Raw genomic sequence first — 17,704 nt, 5'->3', positions numbered from 1 at the left:
GCGTTCACGCCAGGCGGAACACCTCCACCGCCTGCCGTAGTTCCTGCGCCTGATGGTGCAGGCTTTCCGCCGCGGCGGCCGCTTCCTCCACCAGCGCGGCGTTCTGCTGCGTGGTGATGTCCATCTCGGCCACCGCGCCGCTGATCTGCGTCAGCCCCTGTGATTGCTCGCGCGACGCCACGCTGATCTCGCCCATCAATGTGGCGATGCCTTCCACGCGGCGCACCATGTCGTCGATCGCGCTGCCGGCCTGCTGAACGGCCTCGTTACCCGACTTCAGGTCCGTCACCGTGCGTTCGATCAGTTGCTTGATCTCGCCCGCGGCATTGGCGCTGCGCTGCGCGAGGCTGCGCACTTCGCCCGCGACCACCGCGAAGCCGCGGCCATGCTCGCCCGCGCGCGCGGCTTCCACGGCCGCATTGAGCGCGAGGATGTTGGTCTGGAACGCGATGCCGTCGATCATGCCGATGATGTCCACCACCTGCTGGGCGTTCTTGTGGATATCCGCCATCGTCGTCACCACACGACCCACCGTCTGGCCGCCCGCGCGTGCCGCCTCGGCGGCGCTGCTTACCGCGCCGTCCGCGTTCTGCGCGTTCTCGGCATTCTGCTGCACCGTCGTGGTCAGCTGCTCGAGGCTCGCCACCGTGCGTTCGAGGCTGCCCGCCTGCGCGGCCGTGCGCGCCGACAGATCCGCGTTCCCGCTGGCGATCTGGCTGGTGCTGCCGGCAATCGCGCCGATGCTTGCGCGCACCTTGTCGACGATGCCAGTCAGGCCCTGACCCACGCCATCGATCGCGCGCATCAGTTCGCCGATCTCGTCGCCGCGCGCGCTGTCCAGCCGCGTGGTCAGGTCGCCGGCCGCGAGCCGCGACGCCGCTTCCGCCGCATGAGCGAGCGGCTGGCTCACCATCCGGCGCAGCAGCCACCAGAACGCGGCCGATACCGCGAGCGCGGCCAGCAGGCCCCCGATCAGAAAGCGGTTGCGGCTGGCAACGAGCTCATCGCGCAGCGTGGCCATCGGCACGGACCCCGCGATCATCCATTGCCATTCGGGGTACGTCACGAAGGCAGTGAGGCGCTCGGTGGCGGGCTGGCTGCCGAGTGCGATCGTGTGCGTGAACGTGCCGTCCTTCGCGGCGATCATGTCGCGAACCCACGTTGCACCGTCCGCATCCTTCGCGTCGAGGATGGACGTGCCTTCGCTGCCGAGCTTGTCCACCATGACCTTGCCCTGATCGGCGCCAGCCTTGGCATCGATCAGCATGAAGTGGCCGGTGCCGTTGATCGTCTTGCGGCGAATGCGGTTCTTCAGCGACGCCAGTTCCGCCTCCACGTTCACGCCGACGTACAACGCGCCGACGATCTTGCCGCTCGCGTCGCGGACCGGCTCGTATTTGCTCATGTACGGCTTGCCGAACAGCCACGTCAGCGCGCGATAGGAACGGCCCGCCGAGACGGCGGCATAGGCGGCGCCCGTACGGTCCAGATTCGTGCCCACGGCGCGTTCGCCGCCCTGCTTCTTCAGCGAGGTGGTCACTCGCACGAAGTCGTCGCCCGTCCGCGCGAACACCGTGGAGACGGTGCCGCCGGTGGTGGCGAGGAAGCGGTCTGGCACCTCGACGCTGTTGTTCAGCAACAGGTCGCCGCTGTGGAACGCCGGTGTCGGCTTGCCGGCTACCTCGATCGTCTGCGAGGGATCCACCGTATAGGGACCGGGCAGTACCGCGGCGAAGCTGAGCATGAAGCGGTCGGCTTCCTGCAGCATGGTGTCGTCGAGCTGGGCCACCAGCTCGCGCAGCGTCTGGCTCTCCGCGGTGATGGCATCGCGGGCCTGCGCTTCCAGCTGCCGCATGCTCGCAACGGAGATGGCCAGCGAAAACGCGCCGAAGGCGATGACCTGGACAACGAGCACGACAAGCGCGACGCGCGTGCCGATGCTCCAGTTGCCGGCGCGCTCCCGTGCGCGGCCGGCAATAGTGGGGCTATGGATGATAAGTTCAGACAAGGGGGCGCTCCGTGGAGTGTCCACACGCCGTCCCGGCGCGTGGGCGGCGCCGGCTCTTCGGGCCGGTCGTCACGGGAGCTATTACGGTTACATGGGCGATCGACTTTAGGCAATACGTGACATATCGCGCGGACAGATGAACCGGCTTCATATGTATCGCCTTGTATGCGGAGGGATGCCGGCGAAACGGTCTAGAATCTGCCCATGCCCGCTCCCAAGCCCGCCGCCCCGGCTACGCCTGCCTATCCCGAATACACGATCGACGAGCTCGCGCGCGCGGCCGGCACGACCGTGCGGAATATCCGGTCGTATCAGGATCGCGGGCTCATCGATCCGCCCGAGCGGCGCGGCCGGGTAGGCATCTACACGCAGACCCATTTGGGCCGCCTGCGGCTGATCAATCATCTGCTCGCGCGCGGCTACACGCTCGCGAACATCATGGAGCTGCTGAAGGCCATCGTCGAGGGCCACGACCTGCGGTCGATCCTCGGCCTGGAGAGCGCGATCAGTAGCCCGTGGACCAGTGAGGCGCCGCGGCATTATTCCTATCTGGCCCTCGCCCGCCTGTTCGGCCGGGCGGTGTCACGGCCGGCCCTCGCCAAGGCGATCGCACTGGGGCTGCTGGAGCCCGACGGCTTCGGCTATCTCGCGCGCAGTCCGCGCGCGTTGCAGGCCGGCGCGGAAATCGCGCGGGCGGGCTTTCCGCTCGAGGATGTGCTGGGCATCATCGAACACTCGCGCATCCACTTTCAGGCGGTCTCCGATCGCATCATCGCCATGGTGGTGCGGGAGCTCGACCGCTTCGGCGACGGCAACCTTCCGCCACCGCAGGACGTGCCCCGCCTCGTCGATATCCTCTGGCGCATCCGTCCGCTGGCGATGGTCGCCGTGGAAACGGAAATGATGCGCGCGCTGGAGATTTCGGCGAACAAGTACCTGGGCGACCGGGTGGCCGCGATTCTCGAGCATTTGCACGACACGCCGTCAGGCCCCGCGCGCCGAAAGTAGCCGCTACGCGCCCGCGGACACGCCGCGGATTGACGGGGCGCGCGTGCTGGCGCCTGCCCGGATGGCGGTCTCCTCGATCTCGGCGACGAGCGGAGCGATGCGGGCCAGTTCGGCGCGGTTGTCTTCGTCCCACGGGTGGAAGCCCGGGCGGAAGTAGCCCAGCCACTCGGGGATCATGCGGCGTAGCACACCCGGGGAGCCCCACAGGAAATTGAGCACGCGGCCGAAGCCGAGGAGTTTGTTCCGGCAGTGGCGGTCCGCCATGACCAGACGGATGTGGAAGACGAACACCATCGCCCAGAAGGTGACCGTGGTGGTCAGCATCGTGAACGCGCGGAGCAGGTAGCGGTATGGGCCGGGTTTCATCACCGCGTTCCACACGTCGAAGGCCACCGCCTTGTGTTCGGTTTCCTCCAGCGCGTGCCACGTCCATACCTGCCGATAGCCCGGCTCCGAATCGCCCATGTGCCGCGGGTCGGCCAGCATGCCGCCCGCGAGCATCGCGGTGTAGTGTTCGAGCGCGATCGTGTGGGCCAGCTGCCATGACTTCGGCAGAATCTTGCGCAGCAGGTTCAGCAGCTTCGCCACCACGCTGTCGAGCTTCGACGCCGGCAGCCCCGCCTCGTCCAGCAGTCGGTTATAGAGAATGTGCTCGCGCGTGTGCATCGCCTCCTGTCCGATGAAGCCGGCCACCGCCTGCTTGAGTTGGGGATCGGTGATGCGGTCGCGATAGTTGCGGACGCTGTCCATGAAGAAGCGCTCGCCCGCCGGAAAGAAGATCGACAGCGCGTTGATGTAGTGGGTGACATGGCGACCCCGCTCGTGCCAGTCGCAGATGCGATCGGGCGGCAGATGGGGATGCACGTCGCGTCGGACAGGCATCATGATGACGTCTCCTGGAGGAATGACAAGAGGTCGGCCGCGACGGGCCGCGGATCTTCTTCCATCGGGATATGGCCGAGCCCCGCATAGCGCCGCAGCCGCGCACCCGGAATGCGCTGGACGAAGGCATCCGCGTGCGCCGGGGGAATCCACCGGTCGCGCTCGCCCCACAGAACGAGCGTGGGCGCCCGCACGCCGCGCAGCCCTTCGGTCGGCAGCGTGTCGAAGTCGAGCTTCGGCACCATGCGGCCCACCGCTTCGCGCACACCCGCCGCGTGGAAGAGGTCGACATAGCGGCGGAACGTCGCCTCCGAAATGCGCGACGCATCGCCATACACGTCTCGCGTGGCCGCGCGCACGATCGCCTCGGGCAGCATCCATGGCGCGGACCATCGCACCGGCGCATGGCGGAAGAGGTCGATCCAGATCGGCAGCTTCATGGGGAAACCCGCCGCGCCGATCAGTACGAGTCGCCGCACGCGCGCCGGCGCGCGAACGGCGAGGTCCCAGGCAATGAGTCCCCCGAGCGAACTGCCGATGAACGTCGCGCGATCGATGCCCACCGCGGCGAGAAAGCCATCAACGACGGCGCGATACCGATCCACATCCATCGTCACGATCCCGCCGTATGTATCGCGCAACGGTCCCGTGAGGCCGAAGGGCGGCAGGTCGAACCGCAGCACGCGATAGTGCCGCCGGAGCGCGGGCATCAGCCCCTCCCATGTGTGCAGCGACGCGCCAAACCCGTGGATCAGCACGATCGGCTCGCCATCGGGTACGCCCTCGTCGGTGTAGTGGAAGCGCGCACGCATGCAGTCCGGTACCGTGACATCGGCCCAGCGCGACTGCGGCAACGCGTGACGCCGCGCGAGCGTGTCTTGCGAAAGGCCGAACAGGCCGATGCGCCCCTGGCCAAACCAGCGCGTGAACGGGCCGGGCGGCGATTGCAGTGCCGCCTCGCGCGGCAGCGCGGCGCTCATGCGCGCTCTCCGTCGTGCGCGGGCGCGGGTGCGACATCGCCCAGCAGCTTGCGGCGCTTGCGGCGCGTCTCTCGCACGACGAGCGACTGGTACGCGGCGGGCAACAGCCGCGCCATCGCATCGGCCGCCACGGCATCGGGGCCGATCAGTACGCGGCGCCGGTTCGCGCGCACGCCGTCGAGGATCACGCGCGCGGCCTTTTCCGGCGAGGTGATGAAGAACCTTTCGAACTCCTCGCGGCCCTGCTGCGCGTCGCGCACGAGCAACCCGTTTACGCTCGGCGATACACGGCTCGCGCGCGCGATATTCGTCTTGATGCCGCCCGGATGCACCGTCGTTGCCGACACGCCGCATTGCATGAGATCGAGCTCCTGCCGGAGGGCCTCCGTGAATCCGCGCACCGCATACTTGCTCGCGTTGTAGGCGCCCATGCCCGGCTGCGCAAATAGCCCGAATACGCTCGACGTATTGACGATGTGGCCGTCGCCCGTTGCCTTCAGATGCGGCAGAAACGCCTTGGTGCCATGCACGACGCCCCAGAAGTTGATGCCGATGATCCAGTCGAGATCGTCGTAGGCCATGCCATCGACGGTGCTCGATAGCGCGACACCCGCATTGTTGAAGATCAGATTCACGCAACCATGCGCGGCGGCCGTCTCATCGGCCCAGGCATGCACGGCATCGCGCTGCGCGACATCGACGACGGCACTCGTCACGCGCAGCATCGGCGCACTGCGCGAGGCGATGCGCCCCACGTCCGAAACCGTCTGCGCGAGCGCATGGGCATTGCAATCGGACAGCGAGAGATGACAGCCCTCGCGCGCGAGGTCCAGCGCGAGCGCGCGGCCCATGCCGGACGCGGCGCCCGTGATGGCCGCCACCTTGTCTCGAAATACCTTCATGCGGGTCTCCGTTCGTTGTCGTAGTTATCCAGCGTGTCGGGGATGGCGCCGGCATCGCGCGCCTGCGCGCGCGACGGCCACGTTTCGTAATCGCTCACGCGAAAGGACGCGGTCGCGCGCCGGAACTGGAACGTGAAGCCCGGCCATAGCGTGGTGTTCTTGCCATTGCGCGGATCGATGTACCAGCTGGCACACCCTCCCGCCGACCAGATCGCGTGGCCGAGCTTGCCCTGGATGTCCGCGTTGAAGTCGCGCTGCACCGCGGGCCGCACGTCCACCGCATGGATGCCGCGCTTGTCCATGTTGCGCAGCGCGTCGAGGATGTAGGCGACCTGCGACTCGATCATGAACACCATCGAACTGTGGCCGAGGCCCGTGTTCGGTCCCACCACAAGGAACAGGTTCGGGAAGCCCGCGACGGTGGTGCCGAGGTAGGCTTGCGCGCCATCGCGCCACGCATCGAGCAGATCGCGCCCGTCGCGCCCGACGATCACGCCGCGCGGCAACGGGTCGGTGGCGTGGAACCCGGTGCCGAGGATGATGCAGTCCGCGGGACGGCGGGTGCCGTCGCGCATGACGATGGCATCGGCCTCCACGCGCGCGATGCCCGTGGTCACGACGTCCACGTTGTCGCGCGACAGCGCGGGGTAGTAGTCGTTGGAGATCAGCACGCGCTTGCAGCCGATCGTGTAGTCGGGCGTGAGCGTGCGCCGTAGCGCGGGATCGGGCACCTGCCGCGCGAGATGCCGGCGCGCGATGCGTTCCACGGCCTTCATCAGCTTCGGATGGATGACGAAGCCGAGCACGCGCGCCTCGAGCGCCCAGTACAACCCCGCGCGCCACAGTGCCTGCGTGAACGGCAGATGGCGGAACAGCCAGCGCTCGCGCGCGCTCACGGGGCGGTCCGGCTTGGGCATGATCCACGGCGGCGTGCGCTGGTACAGGTCGAGGTGCGCGACCTGCGGGGCGATCTGCGGCACGAACTGGATCGCGCTCGCCCCGGTGCCGATCACGGCGACGCGCTTGCCCGCGAGCGGGTAGTCGTGCCGCCATTGCTGCGAATGGAAGCAGGCGCCGGCGAACGATGCGAGTCCCGGGATATCGGGAATCGACGGGCGGCTCAGGCCACCCATGCCGGAGACGAGCACGCGCGCGCTGATGCGCGTCCCGTTGCCCATCTCCAGGCGCCAGACGCGGGCGCCGTCGTCCCAGCTTGCACGCCGCAGTTCATGGCCGAATCGCAGATGCGGGCGCAGGCCGAACCTGTCCGCGCAGCGCTCGAGGTACGCGCGAATCTCCGGCTGTGGCGAGAACATGCGCGACCAGTCCGGGTTCGGCGCGAACGAAAACGAATAGAGGTGGGACTGCACGTCGCACGCGCAGCCGGGGTAATGGTTGTCGCGCCAGGTGCCGCCCAGCGATTCGGCCTTCTCGAAGATCGCGAAATCCTCGACACCGGATTGCTTCAGCCGGATCGCCATGCCAAGCCCGGCAAAGCCGCTGCCGATGATGGCGACGTCGCAATGCCCGTCCACACGGGTGTCGAAAGCGCTGTTGACCGGGGCATGCATGGCGGGCGTCTCTCCAGGTGACGGATCGATCTGGCGTCGAACCTTGACATTGATCGATGTCATCGTAGGCACCGCCCCCCGCGTCGGTCAACGCGCAGGTTTGAAGGATTGCTCTATTTTGGGCCGATTTCCAGCGCTGTTGACGTCACATTAAACGCCGTTTGCGGCGGCATCGCAGCGCTGGGTACGGGGGGCCGCCGTGCGTTTGAAACCGTTGAGCGACGGGTGGCGCGTGTGCGCGGGTTCGGCAGAATCGCAACGCCGATCGCCCTCAGCCCCGGGCGATACGAGAACCACAACATCCACGGAGACCGCCATGCCCCCTCCACGACCCGGCAATCCCGCGCCCGCCGGCCCACTCGCCGCCACGCGCCTCGGCGATCCCGCCCGCCGCCGCGTGCTTCGCGTCGGCTTCGGCTTCACGGCCGCGCTGGCCTGTGCCGCGATGATTCCCGCGCTGACGGGATGCGGTGGCGACTCAGGCGATACGCCGCCGGCGCCCGGCATGGCCGTCCTGCAACCCGCGGATGTGTCGATGTTCCGCGCGCTGCTGCCGGCGATCGTGACCGAACTCGGCGGGCTCGATGCCGCGCAGCGCGACGTGCGCCTCGACAAGGCCGTGCGCAACATCGACGCGACGATCGCGGCGATGGGGCAGCAGTCGCGCGGGGAACTGCGCAAGCTGCTGGACCTGCTCGCCAGCCGGCCGCTGCGCTGGATGCTCGCGGGCATTTCCACGCCCTGGCATGCGACCACCCCCGAGCAAGCGCGTGGCTTTCTCGAACGCTGGCGCGCGAGCCGATTCGCCACGCTCAATGCGGGCGGCGTCGTCCTCGTGAAACTCGCGAGCGTCAGCTATTTCGTGCTGCCGGAAACCTGGGCCGCGAGCGGTTATCCGGGCCCGAATCCGGCCATCTATCGCGCGCTGCACGCCTGACCCGACCATGCCCATCGACGATCTCTACAGCGCCGGCATCGCGTCCGGCTGGCAGGTGCACGACGCGTCCACGTTCACGTCGCCGCGCACCTTCGATACGGACGTCGCCATCGTCGGCAGCGGCGCGGGCGGCGGCATCAGCGCGGAGGTGCTTGCAAGTGCCGGCTTGCGCGTCCTGCTGCTCGAAGAGGGCGGCCTGCACACGTCCGACAGCTTCCGCGACATGGACGAGGCGCGCGCCTACCGCGAGCTCTACCAGGAGGCGGCGGCCCGCGCGACGGGCGATGGGTCCATCGCGATCCTGCAGGGCAGAGCCGTGGGCGGCAGTACCACCGTCAACTGGTCGTCGAGCTTCCGCACGCCGCCGCAGACGCTCGCCCACTGGGCCACCCACCATCGCGTGAGCGGCCACGGCGAACGCGACATGGCGCCGTGGTTCGAGCGGATCGAAGCCAAGCTCGGCATGGCGCCATGGGCGATGGCGCCGAACGCGAACAACGACGTGCTCAAGCGCGGCTGCGACAGGCTCGGGTGGGAATCGCACGTGATTCCACGCAACGTGAAAGGGTGCTGGAACTCGGGTTACTGCGGCCTCGGCTGCCCCGTCAACGCGAAGCAATCGATGCTGGTCTCGACGATCCCGGCCGCGCTGGCGCATGGCGCCACGCTCGTGCATCGCGTGCGCGTGCGCACGATCGACCATGTCGGGCATGAGGTCAGCGGCCTCACGGCCGAGGCGCTCGGTGGCGACGGTTACACCGCGACGGGCATCCCCGTGATCGTGCACGCGCGTTACGTCATCGCGGCCGGCGGGGCGATCAACACGCCCGCGCTACTGCTGCGCTCACGCGTGCCCGACCCGCATGCAAGACTCGGTAAGCGCACGTTTATTCATCCGGTTAATTTAACGATCGCCGAAATGCCAGAGCGTATCGATCCTTACTATGGCGCACCGCAGTCGGTGGCATCGGATCATTTCCAATGGCGCGACGGCGCGACCGGACGCATGGGGTACAAGCTCGAGGTGCCGCCGATGTTCCCGGGCATCAGCGCCGGCGTGTTCAACGCGCTCGGCGACGACCTGCGCCGCGCGATGGCGGCCTTGCCCCACACCAATGCGATGCTCGCGCTGCTGCGCGACGGCTTCGTGCCGGAGAGCGAAGGGGGCCAGGTCCGCATTGCCGACGACGGCAGTCCGATCCTCGATTACGCGTTGAACGACTATGTATGGGACGGCGTGCGGCGCGCCTACCTGAGCATGGCGGAGGCCCAGTTCGCCGCGGGCGCGCGCCGCGTCCGCGCGGCGCACCTCGACGACACGTGGCACGACACCTGGCCCGCCGCGCGCGAGGCCATCGCGGGGCTGCCGCTGCGGCCATTCCGCGCGCTGCTGTTCTCGGCCCACCTGATGGGCGGGTGCGGCATGAGCGATGACCCCACCGGCGGCGTGGTGAACAGCGAAGGTCGCCATCATGAACTCCGCAATCTATGGGTTTTCGACGGCTCAGTCTTCCCCTCCAGCATAGGGGCGAACCCGCAGTTGTCAGTATTCGCACTGACATTGCAAAATGTGTCGAAGCTGCTGCAAAACATCACGGTGTGATGCGCGTCGTGGCGATGGAAGGATGGCAGGAAGGCTCTGTCGGGGGACGGAGCCGAAGAGGGCACGGCGCCGAGTGCTTGGCGTCGATCGCCCGCAAACCCTTGCGGTATCGGGCTTTGCGGCGATCGGCTACCGGACCGGCACGCGCGGGCGGACGACCGTTGACCGCGGCGAAATTCCGTTCTGTCTCATTAGAGCAACTCTTCGAATATTTGGCTTGTGAAACGCTCGAAGCCGTCGCTAGGCTTCGTACAACCGTTTCAAGCAACCGTAAGCCGACAGAGCACGGGGCCAGATGGTCGTGGATGTTTTTTTGCAGGGGTCCACAGCAGGTTTTTTTTGCGAGAGACACCCATGAAGACCGGCAGAAGCACGGCAGGAGACACGAAGGCCCGCATTCTCGATGCAACGGAAAAGTTGTTCATCGAGGTCGGCTACGAGGCGACTTCCCTGCGTCAAGTCACCTCAAGGGCCATCGTGAACCTGGCAGCAGTCAACTACCACTTTCGCAGCAAGGAAATGATGATGCAGTCGGTGCTGGGGCGCCGTCTGGATCCGCTCAACGAGCGCAGGCTCGCGTTACTCGACGCCGTCGAGGCACGCTGGCCCGGTCATGACATTCGCTGCGAACACGTGATGGGCGCGCTGTTCGTGCCCGCGCTCCAGATGGCGCGCGAGCCGGACATTGGCGGCCCGTCGTTCCTGCGGCTGCTCGGCCGCGTGTATTCCGATACCTCACCGTTCATCCAGTCGTACCTCGTCGGCCATTACGCGCCCGTGTTCGGCCGTTTCTTCGAAGCGTTCGCCCGCGCGCTGCCCGATGTCCCGCGGCAGGAGCTGGGCTGGCGCCTGCATTTCGCGCTCAAGGCGCTCGCGGGCGTGCTGGCCGGCGATGAACTCGGCAACCTCATGCCGACGTTCACGCAGGGCCAGCAGATGAGCGATGCGCATGTGCTCGCGCAACTGACGTCGATGGTCGTGGCCGCGCTGAAGGCGCCCGCGCCGTCGTCCGACCAGCTCGGCGCGCTGCAGGATGTCTTCGATATCGGCGAAGACCAGCATGCGGACGAACGCGCGAAGCAGGAGCACATCGCCGCGCTCGCCGCGACGGTCGAGGATGAAGCGCAAAGCGCGGCAGCGGCCACCGCCGCCGCGGTCAATCGCGCGCGCCGGGGTTCGGCACGCACGGTACGCAATGAAGGCACCTCGCGCTCGGCTACCGCCAGCATGGCAGTGCGCCGCGAGCACTGCGCGCCCTTCCCGAGCAACCCGCTCGACGACTGGATGCGCACGCGGCCGAGGACGTAGTGAAATCGTAGTGCGAGGCGGCCCCGGCCGGGGCCGCCTTCTTCCAGCGTTCATCCATCCATTTCCCGATTCGTATCGCGCGAGCGAGGGATTCATGCGCGCTCATGCTGGCGGGGAATGCCGGTCGGGGAATGCTATCTAGATAGTTACATTTGCGATAGTCGCCAACGCAATGGAGGGCACACATGAAAACGCCACCGCTTCTCTCCTCGCTGTCCACGACCATCCCGATCGCGCTGCTGGCCGTGGCGGGCGCCATGATCGGCCTGCTCGCCGCGCCGCCCGGGTTCGCCCCCGAAGCGCATGCGCAGGCTTCGCCCCCGTCCGCCGCGGCGCGTGCGTCAACACCATACGATGGCCTGCCCGCCGCGCAGCAGGCCACGCTGTTTTCGAAGCAGACGGCCAGCGGCGAACTGGCGGCGCTGCCCGACGAACAGGTGCTCGCTACGTTCGACGCGCTGAAACCCGAAGCGCTGCTCATGTGGGCCCGCGCCGAGGTCAATCGCTATCCCGAGTACGAATACTGGATGACGCGCCAGGAGCGGCTCAACGGACAGTGGCAGGACGTACCCGCGCGCATGCAGGTCCGCTATCGCCATATGCCGCGCCAGCTCTATGCAAAGTGGCTGCCGAACGGCGTGCAGGCGGGGCAGGAAATCATCTACGACGAGACGAAGCGCAAGGACGAGATGTATGGACACCTCGGCGGCATGCTCGGGTTCACGTCGATCTGGCTCGCGCTCGACGGGTCGCTCGCGCGTTCGCAGTCCAACCATACCGTGCGCGACCTCGGCCTGCAGTTCGTCGTGTCGACGCTCGAGCGCGATGCGCGCACGCTCCGCGCGGCGGGCCTCAGCGAGAAGTACACGCGGGCGGAGATCGTGCGAGAGCAGGGGACCCGCATGATCGCGCTGACCTGGGACCTGCCCGAAGGCGCGCCGAAGTATTACGCGAAGAAGGTGCAATTGATGTTCGACCTCAAGCACCCGTTCCCGCGCGTGGAGACCGCGTGGGATGCCGAAGGCTTCATGGTGGAGAAGATCGTCTTCGAGAAGGCGGTGAAGAAGACCTTCGACGCCTCCGCGTTCGACCCGGCCAACAGCGAATACAAGTTCTGAACGTGCATACACCGTGCGTTTGAATTCGCGTCGGCATGTGTCGGCGCGCGGTTTGAATGGCGCCGGGAGCGGCCATGCAGTGACCGTATGGAACGGACCCGCCATGTTTGGAACGTGCGCTCTATTGCGCTGACGCGTTCCAGCGGCGAGAGTCCGACCACCGAGCAAGATCCGGAAAAGACCGGATCGCCGGCATAAAAAATGGAGACAAGCCATGCACCAGTCGACGCGTCGACGCACCTTCCTTTTTTTCACAGGGGTAAGCCTTTCCATCGCACTCGCCGCCTGCGGCGGAGGCGAGGGCGAACCCGTCAGCGCTCGCGCGGCCGCGAGCCAGCAATGCGCTCAGACCAATAGCTGTCCCGACACGGGCCCCACGGAGAACGCACCCGTGTCCGCGCTGTGCCCCGCCACGCTCGACTACAACACCGTGTACACCGGCGGCTCCGGTGCGGGCGAATTCGTGAAGATGCAGTTCGACACGAAGGCGGGCACGTACCGCATCCGGATCATCGAGTCGCCAATTCCGAAGCGGACCGGCGAAGTGCAGCCCACGCGCGCGGGCGTGACGCTCGAAGGCACGTTCACGCATCCCGACAAGCCGTTGCCCACGCCGGCGCAAAACGCTTGCGCGCTGCAGCTCAAGACTGTCACGGCTTCCGACGGTGTTTCGCAGGCGCTGATCGATCCCGCCAATCCGCCGATCGTTTTCGTGGGCAACGGTGTTGCCGGCGGCGGCATTCCTGGCGCGACCATCTCGTTCGACGGCATCCTCGGCATCGGGGTGATTCCGCCGAAGACGTTCCCGATCTATCCAGTGCTCGCGTTCGCGCAGACTGAGACGGACTTCAGCAAGGTGGCCGGGTCGTACAACATGATCGGCTATCACATCGTGCCGTCGGGTGCCTCGATCCTGCCCGGCGACAAGTTCATCGCGGCGACCAAGACCTCGACCGAGACCCTCAACGCGGATGGCACCTGCACGCCCGCCGCCGGCACGAACTGCTTCTCCACGGGGCAGGCCTGGAAGCCGCGCGCGCAGAACGACGGCGCGTTCGAAAGCACCAACACGGACAAGACGCTGCACTACCCGTACTTCTGGAAGGAGTCCGTCACCACCGACCAGAGCAGCCAGGCGAAGGGCGTGCTCGTGGTCGGCAAGCTGGAGGGCAGGCTCGTACCGCTGCTGATCCGCGTCGGTTACGCGATCGCGGATCTGGCAACGTTCAACATCGTCATCGACGACGAGTCCGGCCTCGCGCTCCTCGCGCCGAACGTCAGGACCACCAACAACGTGCTCAACGGCAGCTACATCGGCTCGGGCAGCGACCTCAGGTACGTGTCGTCGATCGTGCAGAACAACGTCGTCGCGCTGATCGATCCGCAGGACGCGTCGCTCCATCCCGTCGGCGCCTATCAGATGGACCTGACCCAGAACGTGCCCGGCTTCGTCACCACCGTGGACAACAGCGGCCAGACGGGCCAGCTGATCACGAGCGGCCCCGTGTTCGCGCATCTGTACGGCGATGCCGTCAATCCCACGTTCCGCGTGAGCGTGGTGGCGAGCCGCTGAGTTTTTCCCCTATTGCTTTCCGTATTACCTCACTGCCCAAAACAGAAGCGCCCGCAGGGAATCCCCGCACGGCGCCCCATAAGGAGACTGGCCATGGAGAGAATCGTCACGCGGCCGCGTGCCGGAACGCGCTGCCCCAACAACCGTATCGTCTCGACCGGCGCCGCGCGGCGCTGGCTGCCGCGCGCGCTGCTCGCGGTGGGGACCGTGCTCGCTTTGGCGGCGTGCGGCGGCGGCGAGGGCGGAGGATCCCCCAACGCGGCGCCGGCCACGAGCGTCGTGCGTCTGTGTCCCGCCGCGGTCGACTACTCGACCCCGTATCTCGGGGGCACGGGGTCGGGCGAACTCGTGAAGGTGCAGATCGACACGAAGCAGATGACGTGGGCCGTGACGTTCCTCGACTCCTCGGTGCCGCGCACCCCAGGCACGGTGCAGCCGACACGCTCGGATACCGCGAGCGGCTCCAACGTGATCTCCGGCACGCTGACGCAGGAGACTGGCCTGCCGACGGACAAGCTCAACCAGTGTGCGTTCCGGCTCAATGGCGCGAGTCTGGATCCGGCGCGTCCGGCGCGCCTGTTCCTCGGCGAAGGCGTGATGGGCGGCACGATTCCGGGCGCGCGCATCCAGTTCAACGGCGTGGCGGGCGCCGGCGCGGTGCCCGACACCACGTTCCCGTACTTTCAGTTCATCGGCTTCTCGCAAATCGAAAGCGATCTGACGAAGGTAGCGGGCAACTACAACGGCTCCGGTTTCCACGAGGTGCCTTCGAAAAACTTCCAGTGGGTGGCGCAGGACTACCGCATGTCGCTCGCGGCCGATGGTTCGTTTACGGTGTGCGACAACGCGGCCGGTGGCGCATGCCGGCAGAAGGGCAACAAGTTCACCGTGCATTCCAGCGGCGCGCTGCTCTCGACGAACTACGCGGGCGAGCTGCCGCCGACGCTCGGCGGCACGATGGGCCGTGCATACCTCATCGTGGGCAAGCTGCGGGGCGCGCTGGTGCCCGTGATGATTCGCGTCGGGTACGCCAATGCGTCGTTCACGAACCTGCAACCGATCGGGGCCGATGACGAGATCGGCATCGGGATGATGGCGCCGGCGGTCTCGGCGACGCAGGGGTCGCTCAATGGCGAGTACATCGGCGTGGACAGCAACTTCGAGTACCGCACGACGGCGCTCGTCGGCGACGCGGCGGCCATGCTCGATCCGTTCCGCGCTTCAGATGCGACGCTCGCCATCGCGCTCAAGCTCGACTACTCGCAGACCACGGCGGGCGTCATCCGGACCACGCGCAAGGATGGCAATGCCACCACGCCGATCGGCAAGTTCATGTTCACGGGCGGCGTGTTCGGGTTCCTCGAGACGCGCGGTGGATCGCCGTATTTCACCATCGGCGCCTTTGTCGAATGATGGCCTGACGATCACCGGAGAACGTCGATGACTCTGCAATCCCGCATGCTGTTACCGCGATGGACGCGTCGACTCGGGCGCGTTTGCGCCGGCCTCGCGCTGGGCGCAACGTTTGCGGTGCCCGCGCTGGCACAGAAGGCCGGCGACAATGTGGTCTCCGCTGGCTGGTTCTACATCCAGACGCGCGGCGTCAGCCCGCCGCTCACGACCAACGTGGTCGATGTGCCGATCAACTATCCGCTTGGGCTGCCGAGCACGTTCTCGGCGCCCGGCAGCGGCCTGTCGACGTCGAACGCCAACACGCTCGGCCTCACGTTCAGCCACTTCGTCACCGACCATATCGCCATTACCGGCGTGGGAGGCATTCCGCCGGAGTTCAAGCTCTACGGCCATGGAGAACTGATTCCGCCGGGGCCGGCGGGCGCGCTGGGACGTCAGAGTCTGGGGGATCCTTCGCTGAACCCCATCATCACGCGCGCGCGGCAATGGAGTCCGGCGGCGATCGTGCAGTACCACTTCATGGAGCCGGGCTCGCGGTTGCGGCCGTTTCTCGGTGTGGGGGTGTCCTACAACTTCTTCACCGACATTCGCGTCAACCCCGCGTTCGAGGCCTCGATCAACAACAATCTGGGGGCGATTCTTGCCGCCGGGGCGGGGATTCCCGGGCCCACCAGCGTCCATGCGGATGCGTCGTCGTCGTGGGCGCCTGTGTTCAATATCGGGGGCACCTATAACTTCGACGAGCACTGGGGGCTGACGGCGGCGGTGACCTACATCCCGCTCAAGACCACGTCCACGATGACCATCAAGGCCTCGGACGGGACGACGTTGTCCACGTCCAAGACGAAGCTCGACCCGAAGCCGCTCATCTTTTTCCTGGCGGCGACGTACAAGTTTTGAGATGAGTGAGAGAGCCCTCGCCCCGAAGGGTGAGGGCTTATCGCTTCATCATTGAGGCGCGGTCTCGTTCAGGCCGCCGCCGAGCGCGCGGTACAAGTCGATGGCGTTGACCAGCCGCAGTTGCCGGGCCTGCACCAGTGCCTGTTCCGCGTTGAACAGCTGCCGCTGCGCATCCAGCTCGTCGAGATAGCTCGCCACCCCCGAACGGAACCGCATGCGCGACAGTTCGAAGCGCGCGGCTTCCGCGTTGCGCTGTTGCTCCTGTCCCGCCACCTGTTCCTCGAGCGTGCCGCGCGCCACGAGGGCATCCGCCACTTCGCTGAACGCCGTCTGAATCGTCTTCTCGTAATTGGCAATCTCGATCCGCTTGCGGACGTTCGCCAGATCCAGGTTCGACAGATTGCGACCGGTATCGAAGATCGGCAGCACCAGCGAAGGCGCGAACGACCACGTCTTGGTGCCCGCATCGAACAGCCCCGAGAACGACGGGCTGATCGTGCCCGCGTTCGACGTCAGCGTAATGCGCGGGAAAAATGCCGCGCGCGCCGCGCCGATGTTCGCGTTGGCGGATAGCAGCTGCTGCTCCGCCTGCCGGATGTCCGGACGCTGCTCGAGCAGATCCGACGGCAGCCCTTCCGGGATATCGCTGATGATGCGCTCATCCGACAGCTTCATCGGCGCGGGCAGGTCCGCGATGTCTGCGATGGGCTTGCCCACCAGCACCTCGAGCGCGTTCTGCGCCTGCGCGCGCTGGCGCGCGAGCTGTGCCGCGGAGACACGCGCCTGCGCCACGAGCGATTCGTTGTCGCGCAGATCGAGCGCCGACGTCGCGCCGGCATCGAAACGGCGCTTAGCCAGGTCGTACGTGCTCTGCCGCGCGGCCAGCGTGTCGCGCGCGATGTCGTACTGCTCCGCCAGCGCACGCTCGGACAGATAGGCCTTGGCCACTTCCGATACTAGCGAGATATGCGCCGCTCGGCGAGCCTCTTCCGTCGAGAAGTACTGCGCGAGCGCCGCATTGGAAAGGCTGCGCACCCGACCGAAGAAATCGAGCTCGTACTGCGAGATCCCCAGACCCACCTGATAGACGCTGCCGGTGAAGGTCTGCGCCCCGCCGGCACCCGGCGCCACGGACAACGACGAGAACTGGCCGCGCTGGTAGCTCGCATTGGCGTTGACGGTCGGCAGCAGGTCCGCGCGCTGCACCTGATACTGCGCGCGCGCTTCCTCGATGCGCAGCGCCGCGGTCCGCAGATCGCGGTTGTTGTCGATCGCCGTGGCGATCAGCGACTGCAACCGCGGATCGCGGAAAAACTCGCGCCAGCCGATATCGCTCGCGCGGCGCGTTTCACCGGTCTTCACTTCCGAGGCCGCGTAGCCTTCCGGCGCGGCCGGATAGGCAACGGCCACCGGGGGCTCGGGACGGTCGTAATGCGGGGCCAGCGTGCAGCCAGAGAGAACGCCGGCCACCAGCAGGAGTGTGGTCAGAGTCTTGGTCATG

14 protein-coding genes are annotated in these 17,704 nt (G+C 66.9%); 8 read left to right on the top strand and 6 right to left on the bottom strand.

The genetic code is table 11. The features are described 5' to 3' along the window. Positions 1–4 precede the first annotated feature (4 nt). Positions 5–2,008: a methyl-accepting chemotaxis protein gene (locus tag KHP16_RS23705; RefSeq protein ID WP_244835985.1), complete on the bottom strand. Its 2,004-nt coding sequence runs from the start codon at positions 2,006–2,008 to the stop codon at positions 5–7. 204 nt (positions 2,009–2,212) lie between these two features. On the opposite strand from KHP16_RS23705, the gene KHP16_RS23700 reads away from it, so the two are divergent. Next, a complete protein-coding gene (locus tag KHP16_RS23700) occupies positions 2,213–3,016 on the top strand; it encodes a MerR family transcriptional regulator (protein ID WP_109582461.1) in 804 nt (267 codons plus the stop codon). Positions 3,017–3,019: 3 nt separating this feature from the next. On the opposite strand, the gene KHP16_RS23695 is transcribed toward KHP16_RS23700, so the two are convergent. From KHP16_RS23695 to KHP16_RS23680, 4 genes are read right to left on the bottom strand one after another with little or no spacing between them, the layout of a single operon-like run. Beyond that, the gene (locus KHP16_RS23695) at positions 3,020–3,901 is read right to left on the bottom strand and encodes a metal-dependent hydrolase (protein ID WP_211961264.1); all 882 of its coding nucleotides are present in this window, start codon (positions 3,899–3,901) and stop codon (positions 3,020–3,022) included. Then, positions 3,898–4,878 carry an alpha/beta fold hydrolase gene (locus KHP16_RS23690; RefSeq protein WP_121492134.1) on the bottom strand — a complete coding sequence of 327 codons (981 nt, stop codon included), beginning with the start codon at positions 4,876–4,878 and terminating at the stop codon, positions 3,898–3,900. Before KHP16_RS23690 ends, KHP16_RS23695 begins: the two co-directional genes overlap by 4 nt. Continuing rightward, complete coding sequence (locus KHP16_RS23685; RefSeq protein ID WP_211961263.1) at positions 4,875–5,780, bottom strand: SDR family NAD(P)-dependent oxidoreductase; 906 nt, start codon at positions 5,778–5,780, stop codon at positions 4,875–4,877. Before KHP16_RS23685 ends, KHP16_RS23690 begins: the two co-directional genes overlap by 4 nt. Then, positions 5,777–7,351, bottom strand: coding sequence for a flavin-containing monooxygenase (locus KHP16_RS23680; protein ID WP_211961296.1), 1,575 nt, complete (start codon positions 7,349–7,351; stop codon positions 5,777–5,779). Before KHP16_RS23680 ends, KHP16_RS23685 begins: the two co-directional genes overlap by 4 nt. 316 nt (positions 7,352–7,667) lie before the next feature. On the opposite strand from KHP16_RS23680, the gene KHP16_RS23675 reads away from it, so the two are divergent. The 7 genes from KHP16_RS23675 (at position 7,668) to KHP16_RS23645 (ending at position 16,203) form a co-directional block, all read left to right on the top strand. After that, complete coding sequence (locus tag KHP16_RS23675) at positions 7,668–8,288, top strand: hypothetical protein (RefSeq protein WP_244835983.1); 621 nt, start codon at positions 7,668–7,670, stop codon at positions 8,286–8,288. A gap of 7 nt (positions 8,289–8,295) precedes the next feature. After that, positions 8,296–9,891 (top strand): GMC family oxidoreductase, encoded by a 1,596-nt coding sequence (locus KHP16_RS23670; RefSeq protein WP_211961262.1) that lies wholly within the window; start codon positions 8,296–8,298, stop codon positions 9,889–9,891. A 354-nt stretch (positions 9,892–10,245) separates the two neighbouring features. Beyond that, the gene (locus KHP16_RS23665) at positions 10,246–11,199 is read left to right on the top strand and encodes a TetR/AcrR family transcriptional regulator (protein WP_109582467.1); all 954 of its coding nucleotides are present in this window, start codon (positions 10,246–10,248) and stop codon (positions 11,197–11,199) included. A gap of 257 nt (positions 11,200–11,456) precedes the next feature. Further along, a complete protein-coding gene (locus KHP16_RS23660) occupies positions 11,457–12,317 on the top strand; it encodes a DUF1571 domain-containing protein (protein ID WP_244214720.1) in 861 nt (286 codons plus the stop codon). Between the two features lie 214 nt (positions 12,318–12,531). Continuing rightward, positions 12,532–13,890: a DUF2957 domain-containing protein gene (locus tag KHP16_RS23655; RefSeq protein ID WP_121492137.1), complete on the top strand. Its 1,359-nt coding sequence runs from the start codon at positions 12,532–12,534 to the stop codon at positions 13,888–13,890. Positions 13,891–13,983: 93 nt separating this feature from the next. Further along, a complete protein-coding gene (locus KHP16_RS23650; RefSeq protein WP_121492138.1) occupies positions 13,984–15,303 on the top strand; it encodes a DUF2957 domain-containing protein in 1,320 nt (439 codons plus the stop codon). A 45-nt stretch (positions 15,304–15,348) separates the two neighbouring features. Further along, entirely contained in the window at positions 15,349–16,203 is an 855-nt protein-coding gene (locus tag KHP16_RS23645) for an OmpW/AlkL family protein (protein ID WP_211961294.1), read from the top strand. 48 nt (positions 16,204–16,251) lie between these two features. On the opposite strand, the gene KHP16_RS23640 is transcribed toward KHP16_RS23645, so the two are convergent. Then, the gene (locus tag KHP16_RS23640; protein ID WP_211961261.1) at positions 16,252–17,703 is read right to left on the bottom strand and encodes an efflux transporter outer membrane subunit; all 1,452 of its coding nucleotides are present in this window, start codon (positions 17,701–17,703) and stop codon (positions 16,252–16,254) included. Position 17,704: the final 1 nt, after the last annotated feature.

This window comes from Cupriavidus plantarum, assembly GCF_905397285.1.
Classification (GTDB): Bacteria; Pseudomonadota; Gammaproteobacteria; order Burkholderiales; family Burkholderiaceae; genus Cupriavidus; species Cupriavidus plantarum.
Note: the sequence above shows the minus strand (reverse complement) of the source record. Positions and strands in the feature narration are given on the sequence as shown.